This window comes from Acidisarcina polymorpha (assembly GCF_003330725.1).
Classification (GTDB): Bacteria; Acidobacteriota; Terriglobia; order Terriglobales; family Acidobacteriaceae; genus Acidisarcina; species Acidisarcina polymorpha.
Genome location: NZ_CP030840.1, coordinates 1,989,309 through 2,009,201 on the forward strand (window position 1 = coordinate 1,989,309; position 19,893 = coordinate 2,009,201).

Below are 19,893 nucleotides of genomic sequence, written 5' to 3' on the forward strand. Positions count from 1 at the left end.
CGTTAACCTACCAAGAGGTATGTTCAGCTATGCGGAACCAGTTCAATTACAAAGCCGGTTCGATCGGCCCCCTTGGTAGCTAGCTTCTTCCCGGCCGCTCGCACCCGCAGGTGGCTACCCGAACATCCGGATCCCAATCGATTCAACTAATTGAAGTATCACGAACAAAGACCGGGATGATGTTCGAGCCGCCCTGAACCTCCAGATCCCGCAAAGCAGCCAGGTTACAAACAGCCTCCGAAAAACTGCATCCAAGGCACATAGTTACGGGCAGATAGGCGTCATCGTCACGCTCCTAGCGAGATCATTGCTGCTGAAAGGGGACTATTGAACCCTCATATTCCTATCCTCTGCTTCTCCCACCTTCGCTGGCATTTCGTCTATCAAAGACCTCAACACCTTTTGAGTCGCTGCCAAATTAACGCAGATGTATTTTTCTTTGAGGAACCGGTACATGAAGAGAGGGTGGGTCCTGCTCTCCATATCCGCAGGGAAGAGAATGGATTGCATGTGGTGACCCCTCTCCTTCCCCTTGGTACCAGCGGGGCCGAAGCGATAGACGCTCAGCGTTTTTTGTTGAAGAACTTCCTTAAGGAACGAAAGATTCACAGCTTCCTAGCTTGGTATTACACGCCGATGGCCTTGGAGTATACCTCAGATGTGAAACCAGAGCTGGTGATCTACGACTGCATGGATGAATTGTCAGCCTTCCAGGGGGCTCCTCCTCAGTTGGTAGAGCTAGAGCGCGAACTCTTCCGCCGTGCCGACCTTGTCTTTGTTGGAGGTCAGAGCCTTTACCATGTCAAACGAAAGCAACACGCGAACGTGCATTGCTTTCCCAGCAGCATCGATCGGGCCCACTTTGTAGTCGCGCGAGAGGGACTCGCGAATCCAACGGACCAGCGACTTATTCCGCATCCCCGTATTGGTTTTTTTGGTGTGCTCGATGAGCGACTTGACACTGCCCTGCTCGCTGCAGTCGCAGAGCAGAACCCGCAGTGGAGTTTGATTTTGCTTGGACCAGTGGTAAAGATTCGTCCGGAACAACTGCCGCGACTTCCTAACATTCATTATCTCGGGCAAAAACAATACGGCGATCTCCCCGCCTATCTCAGCAATTGGGATGTGGCGATGCTGCCCTTTGCCAACAATGCATCCACTCGCTTCATCAGCCCCACTAAGACACCGGAGTACCTGGCTGCAGGAAAGCGTGTAGTAAGCACTCCCATTCAGGACGTGATCGAGCCGTATGGTCGGCTTGGCCTGGTAGATATTGCAGCGACCCCAAAAGAGTTCAGTACTGCCATCGAAAGTGCCCTTACGAGCACGGATGACGAGAGCTGGTTAGACAGAGTCGACCAGATGCTGAGCCATATATCCTGGGATAAGACCTTCGCGGGCATGTGGCACGAGGTCACTCGCCTTCTCGGCCGCTCGTCGGAATATGCTGCAGGTTACACAACCGTAAAGGAGATTGCGAGTGTTTGACTATTTGATCGTAGGCGCGGGCTTTGCCGGCAGTGTGATGGCAGAACGCCTTGCTTCACAGATGGACGCGAGCGTCCTGCTGATTGATCGCCGTCCCCACATCGGCGGCAATGCGTATGACTTCTACAACGAAGCGGGGATTCTCGTTCATCGCTACGGTCCGCATATTTTCCACACAAATTCGAAGAGAGTGTTCGACTACCTCACGCGATTTACAGCGTGGCGCCCGTATGAGCATCGCGTGCAGGCGAGTGTGGATGGCCAGCTCGTACCGATTCCAATCAACCTGGATACGTTGAACAAATTATACGGATTAAATATGACCTGCAGGCAGGTCGAGGATTTTCTTACTTCGGTGGCTGAACCGCGCAGCCCCATCATGACTTCGGAAGACGTGGTGGTAAGTCGCGTAGGTCGTGAGCTCTACGAAAAGTTCTTTCGCAACTATACAAGAAAGCAGTGGGGGCTAGATCCATCTGAGTTGGACGCTTCCGTCACGTTGCGGGTTCCCGTAAGAACCAGCAGAGATGATCGATATTTCACCGACCAATATCAGGCGATGCCACTGCACGGGTATACCAGGATGTTCGAGCGAATGCTCGATCATCCGAATATCCGGATAATGCTCAATACAGAATTCCGGGACGTTCGTGAAGAGGTCTCGTTTACCAACGTAATCTTCACTGGCAAGATCGATGAATACTTCGATTACTGCTTAGGCAAATTGCCTTATCGTTCGCTACGTTTCGAGCACCAGACTCACAACTCCAAAAGGTTTCAGCCGGCCGCTGTGGTCAACTACCCGAACGAGCACGCTTATACGCGAGTGACGGAGTTCAAGTATCTGACCGGTCAACAGCATGCAAGTACAAGCGTTGTATTCGAATACCCTTGTTCAGAAGGCGATCCATACTATCCGATCCCGCAACCGCAGAATGCCGAGTTATACAGGCAGTACAAGACAATGGCAGAGTTTACACCGAACGTCCACTTTGCGGGGCGGCTCGGCACCTACAAGTATTACAACATGGACCAGGTAGTCGCTCAGGCGCTCAAGCTGTATCAAACTATCACGGAGCGCGCGGATCACCCGTTGCTACTTACAGATAGAGCTGTTGATCAGGAAGAAATGAGAGACAGGTCCGCCGCGTGATCCAAATCAAGCAACCTGCCCTGCAGATCTGGGGTGGAGTTGAATACACGTGTAATCGGGTACGCGATCGCTACTTTGATCAACTTGCCCTGTCCGGACACGGAGAGCGGCTAGATGACTTTGATCTTATTGCGGGGCTTGGTATTCAGGTGCTGCGCCACGGTTTGCTGTGGGAACATCATCACCGAGATCAATCCTGGAAGAAGGCCGATGTTTGCATCGACCGCATGACACAGGTCGGCATTTCCCCGATCATCGGGCTCGTTCATCATGGCAGTGGTCCTCCGTACACAAGCCTAGTCGATGATTCTTTACCAGAGAGGCTCGCCGCCTATGCTGGCGCGGTGGCAGCAAGGTATCCATTCATCGAAAGGTACACTCCTGTCAACGAGCCGCACACGACCGCCCGCTTTAGTTGCATGTACGGTATCTGGTATCCGCACCACATGGACCGAACCAGTTATCTGCGCGCTCTCCTGCGTCAAGTTAAGGGAACCGTTTTGAGTATGGAGGCGGTCCGGAAGGTCCGTTCAGATGCCTTGTTAATACAGACCGAAGATATAGGGAGGATCTGCTCGACACCCGAACTAAGTTCGTTATCCGATCTGCTAAATCAACGGCGCTGGTTGCCGTTTGACTTGCTGTGCGGCCGCGTAGAGCGTGATCATCCCATGTTTGATTATCTTCTGGAAAACGGGATTGATGAAGCAGAGGTACTGTGGTTCCGCGATAATCCGTGCATTCCTGATGTTATTGGGGTGAATTACTATTTGACGAGCGATCGCTATCTCGACCATCGGGTGGAGCTGTTTCCTGAGGACCGCATGTCGGCAGAAGGAAACTTCGTTGATATCGAGGCCGTTCGCGTCTGGCCTGATGGCATCGTTGGCTTCGACGAACTGCTTCTTGAGGCTTGGGAACGATTTCATCTCCCGGTTGCGATTACAGAGGTACACCTTGGGGGCGAAGTAGAGGAGCAGATCCGCTGGGCTGCGGAGGCCTGGTCGGCTGCGCAGTACGCGCGGCATAAGGGAGCTTCGTGCGTCGCTATCACTTTCTGGGCTATGTTGGGCTCCTACTTTTGGGATGCCCTGGTCACGCGGAACAATGGTCACTACCAACCTGGAGTCTTCGACGTTCGTGGCGGATCGCCATCGCCAACTGAGTTAGCCGATCTGGTGCGACAGCTTAGCCGCGGCGACGAGCCGCGCCACTCATACCTTCATCATCCAGGTTGGTGGCGATCTCCCAATCGCATCTCTTTTAAACTTCAAGAGGAGTTGGCGCATGCACGGTGAGACTCGGGAGCACTGTCCTTACTGCTGGAGGATTTGCTCCCTCCAGAGGGTCTCGATATGTGCATCGTAACTCTCTGTCGAGCCCGTAGTTGCCCGCGCAACTTCATGAAAAGGCACTTTTGGCCTGCGATCTGCATAGAGCAGACCATTCGCCTCCTGGTAGGTATCGGTGAACTGGGTATAGCAGAAGCCGGCAAGTAGCGGCAGTTGCCGGACGGTATTCAGCAGCGCTGAATATCTGCTCAGTAGATCGTCCGCCGACTCGGTTTGTGAGTAACCCCATATGGCCTCGCGATCTTCTCCGAAGGCGATGCCGCCAAACTCGGTGAGCACGATGGGGTGGTTCGTCTTATCAGCCTCCCCCAACTGAAGCATCCGGCCGCCGGGGCGTTCCCGCTTCAACAATCGGGTCGCTACATCCTTGATACCGTACCGCAGTCCAAGCCGTTCGGGCTGATCATCATAATCATGGATGCCTATGATGTCTGTAGCTACGCTCTCCCATCCGTCATTACCAATTACCGGTCTGCTCGAGTCGATGCATTTCGTCAGGTGGTAGAGTGCCTGGACATAATGTCGTTGTGCGGGACTATCGGGTAGATCAGGAACTCCCCAGCTCTCATTGAACGGCACCCAGGAAACGATGCATGGATGACTCTTATCTCGTTCCAGTACCTCCAGCCATTCGCGGGTGAGCCGGTGAATGGAACGCGTTGTGTACCGGTAGGCACTTGGCATTTCTTCCCACACCAAAAGTCCCAGCCTATCGGCCCAGTAATGGTATCGTTCGCTCTCGATCTTTTGGTGCTTGCGAACTCCATTGAAGCCGAGTCTCTTGGCAAGCTCGACATCCCGCCTTAGGGCGTCGTCGCTAGGAGCAGTTGCTCCACTTTCAGGCCAATAACCCTGATCAAGAACCAGGCGCAGGTTTAGCGGACGTCCATTTAGAACAAAGCGGTCACGCTGCGTGGTGACCGTGCGGATAGCTGTGTAGCTGCGAAGTGAATCGATAACCTTCCCCTCTTCGTCCAGTAATTCGAGGAGTGCATCGATGATTGTTGGCGATTGCGGAGACCATAAAAGCGTATTGCGGTAATCGTCAATCCCTGGATCGGATAGAGCGATCCTCCGGTGCACCTCACCCGCTATGACTGCATACGTATCAAGAGCCAGCAGTTGACCGCCTGCTAATAGCCGGACGCGCAACGCCGTTTCTCGAAGCTCAGAGTTCACCAGCGCTGTCAGGCAAATTTCCCAGCTTTCAAGGTTTGAACTCCAGTGCACCGACGATATGTGCGTAGCGGCAACAACCTCAAGCCAGACCGTCTGCCAGATTCCAGTGGTTCGCGGATACCAGATGGAATGGGGCTCGAGCTTCCAATCCTGCTTGCCACGAGGTTTTTCCAGATCGGCTGGATCGTCTTGGGCTCTGACAATGATTTCCTGTGTGCCCTCACGCAGCGCGCGGGTAATGTCGGCTTTAAAGGGCGTATAGCCGCCTTCATGCGTGGCCACTTCTTGCCCGTTGACCCACACAGTAGCCCGGTAGTCTACCGCTTCGAAGTGCAGAATGAGCCGATGTTGGGCGTCCAGGCCCGGGCTCTCGAAGCTGCGGCGGTACCATACCGTCGAGTAGAAGCCGGTGTCACCTACTCCACTGGCTGCAGTCTCCGGACTGAATGGAACCAATATTCTTTGGTCCCATTGCACCTCGTCGGGCCTAGAGAAACTTGTCTCCCGGCCGGAGCAGAAGTCCCACGTTCCATCCAAGCTAATCCAAAACTCACGTTCCATTTGCGGGCGAGGAAAAGGAAGACCCTTCCGCTGCTGAGAACTAGCCAAATGGTCGTTCAAGAAGTACCCTCCCGGAGGCTTGCTATCGGACCTTTTTTCGGGGCGCAAGGCCCAACAGATAAAGGCAACAGCACCTTATCACGAGTTTATACACTTCCTCCGTGACCGTTGAGCGATGCTTCGAATGGCGCGGCCTAAGAGGCGGTCCAGTATCGCTCACCGCTGCAGACCAGCCGGCACGGCAGCGATGAAAAAAGCAAGCCGCTGTCTGCGCCTCACTGCCACTATCTTGGTCTTTTTGCGAGGTACCCAAAAGGATGGAAGTTGTCACGGCGGGCTTCAGGAGGAACGAAGGAGTGCCGCCCGATTAACAGGCATAAGCGTTGCCGCCGGCCCGTTTCCTTAGGGACGAGCCGGAGGCATGAATTTAGGCTGCTTCGCTGGCGGCCGCGGAGTTGGAACGCTGTGAAATCTGCGTGAGCAGCTGATCGGCGTGCTTTTCCTCGTCTAATGTTTGCTGGAGGATTGCAGCATGGTCGCTTAGACCCAGTTGCGTCGCCCAGTCACGGGCGCTACCATATGAGGCAATTTCGTAGTGCTCGATCTTCTGCGCTGTGGCGATGAGGCCGGTGTCCCGGATGGCGCCTGCGTCGGTCTCCTTGGTGATGTTCTCCCCGGAACCGACAATTGCGGTAAGAATCGGATCCTTTTTGTCATCAACGTCACCATCATTTACATCGCCAATCAGTTCTTCCAGGCGATTGACATGAACCTGAGACTCCTGGAGGTGCGATTGGAATGCCTGTTTGAGTTGAGGATCATCGGCATGCTCAATCATAGCCGGCAGACCTTTGACGATTTGGTTCTCCGTTGAAAGCAGATAACGGAGCTGGGCGGTATAGAGGGCGTGCAGGCTCTTAAAGTCATTTGGAGTAATCAATCCCATTGCAAAACCTCGTAGACAAAAATGAGTTACTGCCGGTAAGAGGTGACAAACGAGTGCGGCGTTGTCCGGGGCAAGTCCTGGAAATTGATTGCACTGCACCGCTTCAATCAATCTATAGTGAGGACCACAACGGCCTGAGCACGAGATTCACAATTTCGCAGTAATGTGTTGTGTCGGCGGGTTTTATCTTCGGCTGAGGAGTATGGATGAAATATCTTCCAATGGATAGACTGGGCGCTCGCGAGACATCGCCCAAGGTGATTGAGTTCGGCATCTTCCTTCCCGGTATCAGCTCCGCGGCGGGTTACTCGGTGGTCGTGAAGATCATTCACGAGACGGACCAATACATCCAGGCGATCCAGCCGGTCATCGTGAAGCAGGACCATTCTGCCGACCCGACGTACAGCGACTACTGGTCGGGCAAAATGAATCTACAAACAACACCTGCGCCAGCCGGGTCAACCGCATGGGAAGCCCAGGGCGCTATGCTTATCGCTATCTGGTCGGCACTCCCGGAGGGAGCACCATCGACTTCATCATCGATCCCTACGCACGAGAGGTCGGTATCGGGCGGCTTTCGGCCATCACCGTGGGTGGCACGCCATACAACTTCTCTCTAAACGAGTTGACGTGGAAGACCCCGGCGCTAAAAAGCTGCATTATCTATGAGCTGATGATCGCCGAGTTCCGGCAAGACCTCGAGAGGGCCATCGGGATGGTCCCGTATCTGGCGGACCTCGGGGTCAACTGCATCGAAGTTATGCCGGTGGCCAATATGTTGGCGGTCATCGATTGGGGCTATGACCCGGTCGGGTACTTCTGCCTGGCGGAGCGGTACGGCGCGACGAACGATTTCCAGAAGTTCGTGGACCTGTGTCACCAGCACAAGATGGCGGTCATTGTCGATTCCGTCTACGGACACACCGGCGGCGACTTCGCCTACCCGCAGCTTTACGCGGCGCTGCAGCTTCCTTACCCCATCGGCGGTAAGTTAGGTGATTACGGGATCATAAACGACTTCTCGAAGACGCTTACACAGGATTACTTTTACTCGGTGAACCAGTACCTGCTGGACACCTTCCACATTGATGGATTCCGCTATGACGACGTGCCGGAATATTGGGACGGCGGCGCAGGCAAAGGTTACGCGAATCTCGTCTACACCACCTACCAGTTCGTGAAGAACAAGAAGGGCAAGGCGGACCACTATCAGCGGTTTTTTGACGGGCGGTGACATCAACCTGATCCAGATCGCCGAGGACCTGAGCGACCCCATCGGCAATCTTGACCAGAGCTACAGCACCGGGACGTGGCAGAATACCACCCTTGCCTGCGCTCAGTCCTGTGCGGCGGGCAGTACCGGCGCGATTGAGGCTCTGGGGCTGCAGCTCGGATTGAGCGGCTATCCGACTTCCGTCACAATGAACGGGGAAACCCTTTCAAAGACAGGTATCCAGTACGTCGAGAACCACGATCACCAGCGGTTCATCTGCAACTTCGGGACAGTGGGGGTCGATAACGCGCCCTGGGATGAGCTGATCAAGCAAGGAGATCGCAACAACAACTGGTCGCGGGTTCAGCCGTACTTGATCGCCCTCTTCACTGCCAAGGGCACACCGCTGTTGGCTGAGGGTCAGGAAATCTGTGAGAACTACTGGATCCCGGAGCAGATCAGCGAGGGCCGCGTGATGGTCTACAGACCCGTCCGGTGGAATTATTTCTACGACGAGATTGGAAAGTCGGTGATCCGCCTGTTCCGCAAGCTCACCGCCATTCGCAAGGCAGGTGCACAGTTCACCGAAGGCGATCACTACTTCATCAACGACTATGACCGGTTCAACTCCAAGGGACTTCTAGCCTTCACACGTACAACCGCGACGGCGTTCAGCCTTGTCGTCGTGAACTTCACGAGCGAAGATCAAACGACTTCGTACCGGTTTCCCAAAAATGGAACCTACACCGAACTGATTGAGGGCAACAACACTGTCACGGGTGTGGTCGCAAATACCGATCAGTCTATAAAGATTCCCAGCAATTACGGTTGTATCTGGACGATGTAGGCGGCTCCAGATTGTCTCGAAACCGCGTGAGACAGTCTGGGAAATGCCCGGTTCAACGCGTCCTGCGTCACTGCCGTCCAGGTTATCCCGTCGAGGCAGTTGGGACAGCCTCGTCATCGTCTAGGGTGTAGGACTTGGTACTCTACGGAAAATATCCTCACGTGCCCTGACCTTCAAAGGAAGCCGGGCAGAGAAATCGCCCGGAGGGGGATTATGAATCCTCCCTTCGGGCGATAAGTTTAGTGCATCCCGCTAATCGACCTTTTGAGAAAGGGTCGACGAAGTGCTTGTCGCATCATCGGAACTTCCTACGTATATTGCGGTGATCGAGTGGGTACCGGATGCCAGCGCTATGGTGCTGAAAGTGGCTTTCCCAGAACCATTGACGGTGCCCGATCCCAAGGTTGTGGAACCATCCTTGTAGGTGACGCTTCCAGTCGGCGTTGCACCCGAGGCCGCATGCACATTCGCAGTGAAGGTGACCGAACTTCCGTGAGTTGACGGGTCCTTCGAAGAGGTGAGGGTGGTGGTTGTCGAGGCCTTGTTGACGATCTGCGCCTCCTGGCTGGAAGTGCTGGTGAGGAATTCGCTGCTGCCCCCATAAGTGGCCTCAACGTGAGTGGTCCCGACCGAGAAGTTAGAGAGGGTCAGTTTGGCGACACCGCCTGAGGGGGTTACAGAACCGAGAACGGTGCTTCCATGAAGGAAGGTCACCGTGCCGGTTGGGGTTCCTCCGAAGCTGGGTTTGACAGTAGCAGTGAGGGTTACGGACTCACCATAGTTGACGGGTCCTTCGAAGAGGTGAGTGTGGTGGTTGTCGACGCTTTGTTGACGACCTGCGCCAACTGGCTGGAGGTGCTGGTGAGGAATTCGCTGGTGCCTTCATAAGTGGCCTCAACGTGAGTGGTCCCAACCGAGAAGTTAGTGATGGTCAGTTTGGCGACACCGCCTAAGGGCTTTACAGAACCGAGAATCGTACTTCCATGAAGGAAGGTCACCGTGCCGGTTGGCGTTCCTCCGAAGCTGGGTTTGACAGTAGCAGTGAGGGTGACGGACTCATCATAGTTCGACGGGTTCTTGGAAGAGGTGAGTGTAGTGGCTGTCGACGCCTTGTTGACGACCTGCGCCAGAGTGCCGGAGTTGCTGGTGAGATATTTGCTACTGCCTCCATAGGCGGCTGTAACGTGGGTTGTCCCAACGGAGAGGTTTGAGAGGGTTAGTTTGGCGACATTGCCTGAGAGGGTGGCAGTACCCAGAACGGCAGTCCCATGAAGGAAGCTCACGGTGCCGGTTGCAGTCCCCCCACCGTTTGGAGTAACGGTAGTTGTCAGAGTGACGGGCTCGTTGTGGCTCGATGGGTTCTTCGAAGAAGAGAGTGCGGTGGTAGTGGTGGTGGAGATGGTGAAGCTGGTCGACCTCACCGATGAACTGTTCCCGGCAACGTCCCTGCTATAGTACAGAACGCCGTGGGAACCCAGTGCAGATGAGGGAACGGTGAAAGGAGAGCTGTAGGCGACGTAACCCCCGCCGTCGAGAGAGTAGTAGGTGTGGGCAACGCCGCTCGTCGCATCCGTGCTGTTGATAGTAACCTTGACGGCGCTGGAATAGACATTCCCATTCACGGTTCCGCTTAAAGTGGCTGTCGATACTGGCGCTACCGAGTCATAGCAGACCGGTCCGTAAGAACCGATGGTAGTACGCCCCTGGTTGTCCCATCCTTCTACGTAGGCGGTATGGCACCCTTGAGTGACGCCGCCCGCGCACCCGAGCGCGCCGTTGAAAGAGAGGCACCCGGCTGTTGCATTTGGAAACTGCGGTCCGCTGTAAAATGAGTTCCCATCGCCCCCGTGTGGCTCGCTGGACGGATCGGAGGGGATGGAGTCCCAGCCCTGAGTAAATCCGAGGGCGCCCGGTGCTGGATAGCTGCCACTCCCCGCGTCGAGCAGGTTCCAATCGACAACCTGGTCGGTGTTAAACCAGGTGTTGGTCGCCGGACCGCCGAAGGAAAGGGAGGGATTTCCGACTGCGGGAATGATCTGCCAGTTGATGGCCCAGGCGAGCTGCATCATGTTGGCTGAGCCCCAGCCGGTAGCCGGGTCATAGCCGGCGTAGGCGCAGTAGTAGAACAGATCGTTTGCCACTGTAACGTTGTTGTTATTGCAGCCGCCGGTCACGTCATAGAGGGGGTTGTGGGGCGCGCCATAAACACCAGCGTCATAGATGAACGGAGACGCGAGGCCCACCGGAGAGCAAGCCGAGGAACCACTTCCGCATACACTGCCGACTTTGTCGAGGTAGGAGTTCTCCTGGGCAAAGAAGCCGGCGAGCTCAGGCGCCACGATGCTGGTACCGCCGCCGTAACTAGTCCAGGAGCCGCCGGTTACGTACCACTGACCCAGGACGTCTGGGTTTGCCGTCAGGGCGATATCCGGCACGAGGCGGCTTGTGAAGCCGGTGTTGATGTATTCGGTGGTGGTGCCGTTTACGGTCTGCCACGAGTAGAAGGGAGACTCGACGCCGGTCGAATAGTTGCCGCCTGTCATGCTCTGCCAGTAGGGCGCGCCAAAGAGCACGCTTCTTCCGCCGGTGCCGCCGCCGTAGTTGTTTCCGCATGCGCCGCCGTTGTTAGTCCAGAATTCGCCCTGCCAGGCAGTTTCACTGGAGAAGATTCCGGAGGTAGTCATGTTCATCTGTGTGCCGCCCGCCGCAATAAAGTCAGGATCGGAGGACGGGTATTGAACCGCAGTTGCGGCCCCGCAACCTGCGGCCGCGCCCTGGTCGCCCGCGGCGGCGATTAGGGTGATGCCCGATGCCACCATGTTATTGAGGATGCTGTGCATGGTGCCCGTCTCTATTCCCGCAGAAGTTGAGTTCGAGTCCTCGTTGCCGCCGTAGCTGGTGGACACCACCTTGGCGTGGCCGTCGCTCAAAACGAAGTTATAAGCATCCTCGAAAGTGCTCCAAAGGTTATTGGTCATCTCGTACTCGTAGATCGCCGCTGTATCGACCCAAGAGCCGTAGCTGTTGGACATGGCGCCCGAGTACTCGACATCGAGAGGTGCTTCTCCGTCCACTGCCGGGCAGGTCGATCCATCAATGCAGTACGGGGTGACGTTCGCCGCCATCCCGTAGGCGTTGAAGAACGTGACGATGTCGGAGGAGTTGTAGTTGCCGAATCCTACCAGCGCGATCGAACTTTCCGGCGGTGAGCCGGCGGAGTTGCCGGGCACGTTGCAGCAGCCACTAAACCTTTGCAGCGCATTGTAGTCGTAGCCCTGGGAGCTTTGAACATTGGCCGGATCCATGGCGTACGTACCATTCTTGTTGTCCAGGGCATAGTTATCGTTGGCCCCAAAGCCTGTAGACGACTTGCTCACGTTTGCCACCGCGGGCCTTCCGTTTATCGTCGAAGCCAGAGTCCACGGAGCCTTCGCCGGGTTGCCCGCGAGTTGCAACTTCTCAAGAGGAGTGATCGCAGGGCCAGGAACATAATCCGCACCCTTTATCGTCCCATGTGTGGTGCCCATCCTGTGCACCCTCTCGATGCTGTTCAGACCCGCGACGGCACTGAGAATTCCTGAGAGCCTGGCGGGGATCGCCGGGTCGCGGTCATTGGAAAAGTCGACTTCCTCGCCCACCTGGTAGTTGTTGATGGTTACTTTGAACGCCGCCTCAATCGTGCGGGCCGTTCCTTCAACGTCCACCAGCAGTCGATTGGGATAGCGTTTCGTCACAGTGAGGCCAACGCTCTGGGCCCAGTCCACCACCGCCTGCTCATCTTCAACGGACGGGGCGAAGCGCGCGTTCCACTCTTCCTGGCTCAAGAATTTGTGAAAGCCGGGCGAGCCCTTTCTGACCAGTTCCTGGATGAACTGGTCCTCATCGGCCAGGTGTGGCGGTTGAAGATTCAGCACCAGGCGCAGCTTCTGGTCAGGGTTGTAGTGGCTGACCAGGCCAGCCCTCCCCTCCCGTACTTCCCTCGGCGTAAACACCGCAATGCGTGCTGAAGAATCGGGCGACGCAGAAGCTCGAATTTCCTGAATGGGATTCTGTTGGCCCAACGCGGAATGTGGAGCACACAAAGCAATGATGGTGAACAGACCCGCCAACGATTGGCAAGCCCTGAAGGACCAGCGGCAATGGGACGAAACACTTTGCATACACTTCTCCGAGTACTGAATTGAAGGAACGCGGTTGCGGAGAGGGGGCGCGCCGCACCGGCGAAGGCAAAAATGCCGTTCGCAGGATAGTGGAGGGGGAGTAAGTTTCGTTACACATCCTAGCAAAGAAAATAGACATTGCCATGAGAATGCTGGAGCGGGCTGCCCAACTTAACGGCAGTATCTGCAAGGAAGCATGCACAGAAATAGGGCCGCAGTCGGGAACAGGAGAACTGGTGTGTCACTTTCAGAGGTATCTGGCGCAATATTTCGGAGCTATTTGGCGCAGCCCCAGCAGCCAGAGATGTCGAATCTATAGCGGCATTGTCGAGACAAATCCACAATAAGCCATTTGTTTTCCGTGCCAAGCAGTGTCTAACTAGTTATTAGCCGGCATCACTGTTAAAGCAGCCTAGATCTTTGCCTAATCATCATTAGGAAATCTCTTGATTGCTTTCTCAAGCCAATTCCGAAAGTCATCAGCCACAGTTCCGTGAGCATCGATTGTCAGCGTGATTGTGACCACCGTTGCATCCATGCGGGTCAGACAGAGTTGCGGGTCACAACAGAGTTGTAGGGCCTCTAGAGCCTAGCGGACGGCGCAACCGCAGTGCTGATGAAGACAACGATGACAGTGACAATGATGAGGAGAACCTTCCTTCCCAGCTATGGTCACGGCGCGTCACATTCGTGGTGTATCGTGCACAGGCGCAGAGTAAATCCAAGAACTTGTCACCTCTTTTGAGGTTGCGAATGATTGGTCTTGAGGGGTGGTCCGACATTGATTTTGAGTGAGTCATCTTCCATCAGGGGTTTGTCAACACCGGTTGCGCCCTCTAAATCCCGCACCATACGAAGGGGAAGGCGGTCTTTCCTGACCTCTGCTTCCCCGGAATGCACCTTCATTGCTAAAAGTCGACGCGCAGTGCGACCTGCCCTGTCCGGTTTCCTGCGTTCTCGGCCGTTTGTGGCGCGCTGAGAACTCCGAAAGTAGAGGTGTTGTCGATTTGCGTGGCGGGCGGAGCGAAGTTCGTGTGGTTGAGGACATTATTAAATGTGGACTCGAAGCGCACATTTACTCCTTCGGTCACCCTGAAGACCTTGCCAAGACCGAGCGCGACCGCCGCGGTTCCAGGCCCTTCGAGGCTCCCGACAGCTGCGTTGCCAAATCGGCCCGCGCCTGCAGGCGTCGGTCCGAATGCGGCCGGGTTGAAATATTGCGTACGCGACTGCCCGCGATAAAACGCGTTCGAGAGAGCATCTGGCCGTAGAAACGCGCCGCGGTTCACGACATTCGTATTCGACTGATCGAAGGAGCCGCTGATGCTCGGCGTAAGCCACGGCCCGGTTTCGAGCAGAGTCACAGTCGTCAGCTCCCATCCCCCGGCAATCGCGTTCTTCCAGCCTCCAGTGTTCAGGAACTGCTGGCCTTGCCCAAATGGCAGCTTGTAGAGCCCGGAGAGCAGGAAGCGGTTGCGGCGTGTCCCTTCTACGTTTCCGTAGTTGGTGCCCACATGAAAACGGTCCGCGATGGGAGTACCGTAGTTCACCTCGCCTGCGAACGCTGTCGGGGTATCGCCCTGGTTGTCCGCGAGATTCTTGGCAAACGTGTAGTTCGCGTCGAAGTATAAGCCGTGGGCCATTTTGTGACTTTCTTCCACTTCCAGGGCGTTATAGCTCTGAGTGCCGGCGTTGAAGGTGCTATAGATCTCGAACCAGTTGTGATAGGGTGCCCTCGGGTCGACGTAGGGGCTAGCTGCATTCGGCTGATACGCAGTGGTGCTCGCAGGAATCTGGTTAAGGTCTTCGGTGATGTTCAGCCGATACGTGTGCATCCCCACATAGCTGACACGAATGCTGTCGCTATTGGTAATCTGTCTTTCCACAGTAAGGTTCCACTGTTCCGATTGTGGGTCACGATAGTTCGGATCGACGCCCTGATCGATCGAGCCGCCCCCGTATTGCACTCCGACGCTGGGAGGCGCGGTGTTCGGGAACTGGATTAAAGGCGTACCGTTAGCCGTCGTCGCGTTGGTATAGGTGTGAAGAGCTGAGGTCGGGTTACCACTGTTGTTGAACGACAAAGGGCCTAGGTTCGTCATTGTGAAGATCCCGAATCCTGCACGAATGACGGTTCGGGCATCGTTGGTCGGTCTATAAGCAAGCGAGATGCGGGGCTGGAAATTGCCTTTATAGGTATTCCGCAACCCCTGAGGCAGATGGTCCTGGCTGGCGGTGACGTAGTTCGTGCAGGGAAGCGCGGTGTAATTAAGGTTGCAGGCGTTGAATGACTGCTGAAAAGCAAGGTTCGATGACTGTATGTTTTCCTTGGCCAAGTACGCCGCTAGACTGTTGGGGACGACAATGGAGTTATTTCTCTGGTCAAAATTGGCCAGGTTGCCACCGTCTTCATTGAAGGCTGGAAGGATCTGCCAGCGCAAGCCAACATTGACCGTGAGCTTGTTCGTGACCTGGAACTCGTCCTGTCCGAAAGCACTGTACTGCCAAGCTGTACCGGCAACATCTGGACTGGACACGGCGAAGAAGAGATTAGTAGGAGCCCCCTCCAGAAAATCCCCGAACGCGTTGCCGGTGAAGGTTGGCTCAAAGGTGAATTGGCCGAAATCATCGGAAGGCAGGAATGTCTCGATGTCCGAGTAGCGGACTCGCCGCGCATCGATTCCACCCTTGAAGGTATGCCGTCCCGACGTAAAAGTAAGGCTATCGGTCAGCTGGAGCGTTTTCGATTGAGTGACGCCAGTTTTATCGCGACCGATCGGCGTGAAGCCGGTACCGGCGCTAAAGTTGAAGGTCGGGAATGCATGCGTCGTCGGATGTTGGCTGATGTTGACACCCGTCAGGTCGAGTTGCGAGAGGGCCGCCGCACCCTGGATCGGAAAACCGACACTGGTTGTTACGTTGGTGAAGCCGAAACGAAACTCGTTCAACAGTCTCGGCGTGATGGTGTAGGTATGCGAGATCAGGAAGCTGCGATTGTGTACGCTATCGGAATCGTTCGGCAGAAGCGGGTTTGCATAGTCCTCTGTGATGTTCTTCCGGCTAAAGCGCGCATAGGCTGATTGCTTCGCATTGATGGTTTGATCGATGCGGATGTCCGCCCCGTCGGTGCGCGCCGGTGTTTGCTGGAAGTTCTCATAGTTATAGTTGGACTGGCCGGATACATTCGGTAAGGGGTAGTACGTCAGCAATGCGGTAGCAGTCGGGCTGATCTGTCCCTGGGGAATCACAGGGCCCCCGAGTGCGCTCAAATCTCCGTTCCTCTCTGCTGCCGTTGGAACGAGGAACTGCTGCGCTATCGATGTGGAGCGGCGATTTCCCTCATAATCGGCGAAAAAGAACGTATGGTTCTTGCCGTCGTAGAGGTGCGGGATCGTCATCGGCCCGCCGAGGGATCCGCCAAAGGTATTGAAATGCTTTGGCGCCTTCCCGGAAAATCCGTAAGGGTCGGCGTCCAACGCATCGTTTTGAAGATAATCGAAGACGCTTCCGTGAAGTGAGTTTGTGCCGCTTTTGGTGGTGAAAGTCACGTCGCCAACCTGGGAGAATTCCGCGCTATTGTTGAAGGAGGTCACTTTCACCGCAGCGATTCCCTCTTGCGACGGATAGGAATCCTGCAAGGCGCCATTCTGTCGAACATTAGCGGTCGAGATTCCATCCACCGAAAAGTTGACCATCGACGAACTAGCGCCCCCTAATGCGATATTCCCGGAGCTGTCTTGTTGGACATTAGGAGACAGCATGAGCGCGCCGAGCGGACTTGTTGTTGTCGCCCGATTGTTTAACGGCAGTTGGGTGATTTGCTGATTATTCTTCGAGTCCCCGACCGTGCCGTTCTCAGTGTTGATTAGTTCGGCATCGGCGACGACTTCCACGCTCTGCGCTTGAGACTCGACGGAGAGTGTAATCGGAATCCGCAAATCCTGACGGGCCTCCAGGGACGCGGCTGCAACCACGGCCCTGTTGAAACCGGAATGCTCAACGGTGATCGAGTAATGGCCGGGCTTCAGGTTTTCGAACAGGAATTCGCCTGCATCGTTTGATAGCATATCGCGGTCAGAGCTCTGATCAAGCGAGTGAACCGTAATCGTTGAGCCAGGAAGTACTGCGCCGGAGTTGTCCTGTACCGTGCCGCGAATGCTGCCGAAGGTCGATTGCGCGTAAGCACTCAGTGTCACTGCAAAAACCGCAATTGCAATCGATGCCAGCCTACGCCCAATAACTCTTATTCGACGTCGAGGGGTTTCCCGGTACTTTAAGGTTCCCTGGGGGGAAGGGCAGCCGTTAAGCGTGCCGAGAAGAATTACGCGTTCCATCTGGAGATGCAAAATGCCGTGCGCCACGGCCGCCGAAGTATGTCGTGCGTCTATAGGTGTTCTCATTTGAATGGTGTCCGTTTCCGACGGGGGTAGACCCGCTCACCATTAGCTGACAACAGAACCCATTAGCGCGGCGTAAAACATCTTAGAGCATTTATGGACTCTTTATGGAAAATGCAATCGGGCGATTTCTGCTGAGGCACTTATATCTTACTTACAGACCAGTCGTTAGTCTGTTATTGGTGACTGACTAACCGACCGATGAAAAAGGCTGCATACTTCCCAGCTGCTTGGCGCGTGATGTGCGTATTCACGCTTCTCGGAACACTAACCTACGCAGGGCTTAGCTTCCATATCGATATCTTCATCGAAGGTTTCGTGTTCCTGCTTCCGGTTCTGCTCATCTCCGTTCGGTGGGGCTTCCGGGAGGCGACTATCGCTTCGATTGCATCGGTCTTGTGCCTGGATTATTTATTCACAGAACCTCGCTACAGTTTTTACATGGCCGCCCGTCATGACTGGGTTGCGTTATGCGCCTTCGAGACCTTGGCACTCGCGGTGAGCGGACTTGCGGCCCAAGTCAAAGCTCAGGCGGAGAATGCCCAACAGCAGCGACTTCGCTTTGAGAGGCTCTATCGCATTAGCAAGGAGGCCTTCGTATTCGACCAGACACAGTACTGTGGCTCTCAACTTGTCCAAATCACAAAGGACGTGCTTGCAGCCGATGGTGTCTCTCTCTGGGATGCAATTGCGCTCAGGACCGTAACGTTTGGCGACATCGATCTTGATCATGAGGATCTCCGATCGTGGTATGAGGATTCGCATGACGAGATGTGCGTACAAGGAAAGCTTTGGATGCAAAGGCTTCGAGTTAGTGAAAAATCCTTAGGTGTGCTCTGCGTGTCTGCACGGGAGATCGACCCGCTAACCCTGGCTTCGGTCGCATCCATTGCGGCACTCGCATTAGAGCGAGCTAGAGCCTTTGAGGAGAGGAGCGACGCCGAGGCGGCAAACCGGACCGAACAGCTAAGAAGCGCCGTTCTTGACGGTCTGGCTCATGCATTCAAGACACCTCTGACGATCATTCAGAGTGCCAGTTCCGGACTTTTAGAAATCCGGAGACTTGACGATCGACAAAGAGAGTTGGTCGAATTCATCGATCACGAAGCAACGCGTCTCTCGGACCTAACCACGCGGCTGCTCACAACTGCGAGGCTCGACGGTGCAAGATTGGAAGTTCACCGGGAGCAAGTGCTATTAACGGAACTTGTCGACCGATGCTGCATCGACGTTTCGTCGGGTTGTGCCGACCACTGGCTGAGCTGTGACGAAGTCTCCGCGGACAGTCAGGTCTGGGCCGATCCGCTATTGATGAAGCTGGCGCTTGATCAACTGATAGACAACGCCGCTAAGTATTCAGCGTCCGGATCTCAAATCAGGATCTCTTTGCGGAAAGACGGCGATGCAAGCATTGTTGGGGTCCACAATGATGGGTCGTTCATACGCCCCGAAGAGCGTCAACGTATTTTCATGCGGTACTATCGCGCCGCTGGATCCGAATACAAAGCTGCTGGGACAGGCATCGGCCTGTCGGTGACTAAGAGAATTGTGGAAGCCCACGGTGGAAGCGTCTGGGTGGATAGCGATGTTGTCTGCGGGACTACTGTGTTCTTCACCTTACCGCATCGCCCAGGGAGGCCCGAGTGAGTGTATCGCAAGGACGTTTGTTGATTACAGAGGACGATTCCTCTTTGCGTCGGGCGCTCAAGACGACTCTTCAGGCATTGGGCTTCGATGTGGATGAAGCTCCGGATGGAGAGTCGGCGTTGGTGCTGGTTCATCAGAACCAATATGACACCGTGCTTCTAGATATCAATATGCCTGGCATAGATGGTCTGGAAACCTGCGTACGCATTCGCCGGGGCTTCACAAGGCTGCCGATTCTCATGCTCACCGTCCGCGATAGTGAGGATGATAAAGTGAACGCACTCGATGCGGGAGCGGACGACTACATCACTAAGCCCTTCCAGATCAGAGAACTGATTGCTCGCATTCGGACTGCGATCCGTCGCCTCCATGCACCAGGAATCCCTACCGACGCTCCTCTAACCATCGGCGAAATCATTCTCGATCCCGTACGGCATCGGCTCTTCAAAAACGGTGTCGAGATTAAGCTGACGCCTCGTGAGTTTTCAGCGACTCAGTTTCTGATGGAAAATGCAGGCCGGCCCGTCACCCATGCGCGACTGTTGACTCTTCTCTGGGGCTCCGGTTATGGAGATGAGCGTGAATACCTTCGTGTCTTAATCAGCACACTGCGTAAGAAGGTGGAGAGCGATCCAACGAAGCCCGAGTACCTGCTTACGGAAAGCTACATCGGCTATCGCTTTCGCGAAGCATAGCCGCACGCGAAGGAGTTTCCGCGAGGCATTATTGCCCATGCTGTAACCCTTATACCTCTTTTATCAGTCATGCAGGATACTTAAATTGTGGGTTACGAACAGACATCTCAGATCGACCCCGTCAAAGCGGCGCGGCGTTATTCGCGAGCATTACGGACAAGTAAGCGCCGCGATCAAAAGCGGGCGAAGTGTTTCGCGTTGATCGCAGCAGTTCTTCTATGCGTCCTCGTGACGACCTTCGCTATGAGGACCTCT

General features: G+C 55.2%; 13 protein-coding genes. 8 read left to right on the plus strand and 5 right to left on the minus strand.

Annotated features, from left to right (window positions below; translation table 11 throughout):
- The first annotated feature begins 465 nt into the window (after positions 1 to 465).
- Genes ACPOL_RS08700 through ACPOL_RS08710 form a run of 3 tightly spaced genes read left to right on the plus strand, consistent with a single transcriptional unit; the run spans position 466 to position 3,939 of the window.
- Positions 466 to 1,488 (plus strand): glycosyltransferase, encoded by a 1,023-nt coding sequence (locus ACPOL_RS08700; RefSeq protein WP_236657331.1) that lies wholly within the window; start codon positions 466 to 468, stop codon positions 1,486 to 1,488.
- Positions 1,481 to 2,641, plus strand: a complete 1,161-nt coding sequence (gene glf, locus ACPOL_RS08705; RefSeq protein WP_114206704.1) for a UDP-galactopyranose mutase — start codon at positions 1,481 to 1,483, stop codon at positions 2,639 to 2,641. Before ACPOL_RS08700 ends, glf begins: the two co-directional genes overlap by 8 nt.
- Positions 2,638 to 3,939 (plus strand): glycoside hydrolase family 1 protein, encoded by a 1,302-nt coding sequence (locus tag ACPOL_RS08710; RefSeq protein WP_114206705.1) that lies wholly within the window; start codon positions 2,638 to 2,640, stop codon positions 3,937 to 3,939. Before glf ends, ACPOL_RS08710 begins: the two co-directional genes overlap by 4 nt.
- Positions 3,940 to 3,957: 18 nt before the next feature.
- On the opposite strand, the gene ACPOL_RS08715 is transcribed toward ACPOL_RS08710, so the two are convergent.
- Positions 3,958 to 5,793: a glycoside hydrolase family 2 protein gene (locus ACPOL_RS08715; protein WP_236657332.1), complete on the minus strand. Its 1,836-nt coding sequence runs from the start codon at positions 5,791 to 5,793 to the stop codon at positions 3,958 to 3,960.
- Between the two features lie 367 nt (positions 5,794 to 6,160).
- Positions 6,161 to 6,679, minus strand: a complete 519-nt coding sequence (locus ACPOL_RS08720) for a YciE/YciF ferroxidase family protein (RefSeq protein ID WP_114206707.1) — start codon at positions 6,677 to 6,679, stop codon at positions 6,161 to 6,163.
- Between the two features lie 206 nt (positions 6,680 to 6,885).
- On the opposite strand from ACPOL_RS08720, the gene ACPOL_RS34000 reads away from it, so the two are divergent.
- The 3 genes from ACPOL_RS34000 to ACPOL_RS34010 are packed head-to-tail and all read left to right on the plus strand — an operon-like array spanning position 6,886 to position 8,739.
- On the plus strand, positions 6,886 to 7,299 hold the full coding sequence (locus tag ACPOL_RS34000; protein WP_201759137.1) for a hypothetical protein: 414 nt from the start codon (positions 6,886 to 6,888) through the stop codon (positions 7,297 to 7,299).
- On the plus strand, positions 7,269 to 7,913 hold the full coding sequence (locus tag ACPOL_RS34005) for an alpha-amylase family glycosyl hydrolase (protein ID WP_201759139.1): 645 nt from the start codon (positions 7,269 to 7,271) through the stop codon (positions 7,911 to 7,913). The genes ACPOL_RS34000 and ACPOL_RS34005 overlap by 31 nt, the downstream gene beginning before the upstream one ends.
- Positions 7,900 to 8,739: an alpha amylase C-terminal domain-containing protein gene (locus tag ACPOL_RS34010; RefSeq protein WP_201759141.1), complete on the plus strand. Its 840-nt coding sequence runs from the start codon at positions 7,900 to 7,902 to the stop codon at positions 8,737 to 8,739. Before ACPOL_RS34005 ends, ACPOL_RS34010 begins: the two co-directional genes overlap by 14 nt.
- Before the next feature lie 252 nt (positions 8,740 to 8,991).
- Here ACPOL_RS34010 and ACPOL_RS08730 read toward each other — a convergent pair whose 3' ends face one another.
- The 3 genes from ACPOL_RS08730 to ACPOL_RS08740 all read right to left on the minus strand — a co-directional run bounded on the left by ACPOL_RS08730 (position 8,992) and on the right by ACPOL_RS08740 (position 17,299).
- On the minus strand, positions 8,992 to 9,609 hold the full coding sequence (locus ACPOL_RS08730) for an Ig-like domain-containing protein (protein WP_236657520.1): 618 nt from the start codon (positions 9,607 to 9,609) through the stop codon (positions 8,992 to 8,994).
- The gene (locus ACPOL_RS08735) at positions 9,504 to 12,899 is read right to left on the minus strand and encodes an Ig-like domain repeat protein (protein ID WP_114206709.1); all 3,396 of its coding nucleotides are present in this window, start codon (positions 12,897 to 12,899) and stop codon (positions 9,504 to 9,506) included. The genes ACPOL_RS08730 and ACPOL_RS08735 overlap by 106 nt, the downstream gene beginning before the upstream one ends.
- 908 nt (positions 12,900 to 13,807) lie before the next feature.
- Positions 13,808 to 17,299, minus strand: coding sequence for a TonB-dependent receptor (locus ACPOL_RS08740; protein ID WP_236657333.1), 3,492 nt, complete (start codon positions 17,297 to 17,299; stop codon positions 13,808 to 13,810).
- Positions 17,300 to 17,497: 198 nt separating this feature from the next.
- Between ACPOL_RS08740 and ACPOL_RS08745 the strand changes: the two genes are divergently transcribed.
- Together ACPOL_RS08745 and ACPOL_RS08750 are read left to right on the plus strand one after the other, a co-directional pair.
- The gene (locus ACPOL_RS08745; protein ID WP_114206710.1) at positions 17,498 to 18,943 is read left to right on the plus strand and encodes a sensor histidine kinase; all 1,446 of its coding nucleotides are present in this window, start codon (positions 17,498 to 17,500) and stop codon (positions 18,941 to 18,943) included.
- Complete coding sequence (locus ACPOL_RS08750) at positions 18,940 to 19,638, plus strand: response regulator transcription factor (protein WP_114206711.1); 699 nt, start codon at positions 18,940 to 18,942, stop codon at positions 19,636 to 19,638. The genes ACPOL_RS08745 and ACPOL_RS08750 overlap by 4 nt, the downstream gene beginning before the upstream one ends.
- Positions 19,639 to 19,893 lie beyond the last annotated feature (255 nt).

Bases quoted from the DNA above. Each gene is read 5' to 3' on its own strand.
- ACPOL_RS08720 (WP_114206707.1), bottom strand. From the start codon at position 6,679: ATGGGATTGATTACTCCAAATGACTTTAAGAGCCTGCACGCCCTCTAT.
- ACPOL_RS08735 (WP_114206709.1), bottom strand. From the start codon at position 12,899: ATGCAAAGTGTTTCGTCCCATTGCCGCTGGTCCTTCAGGGCTTGCCAA.
- ACPOL_RS34000 (WP_201759137.1), top strand. From the start codon at position 6,886: ATGAAATATCTTCCAATGGATAGACTGGGCGCTCGCGAGACATCGCCC.
- ACPOL_RS08740 (WP_236657333.1), bottom strand. From the start codon at position 17,299: ATGAGAACACCTATAGACGCACGACATACTTCGGCGGCCGTGGCGCAC.
- ACPOL_RS08745 (WP_114206710.1), top strand. From the start codon at position 17,498: ATGAAAAAGGCTGCATACTTCCCAGCTGCTTGGCGCGTGATGTGCGTA.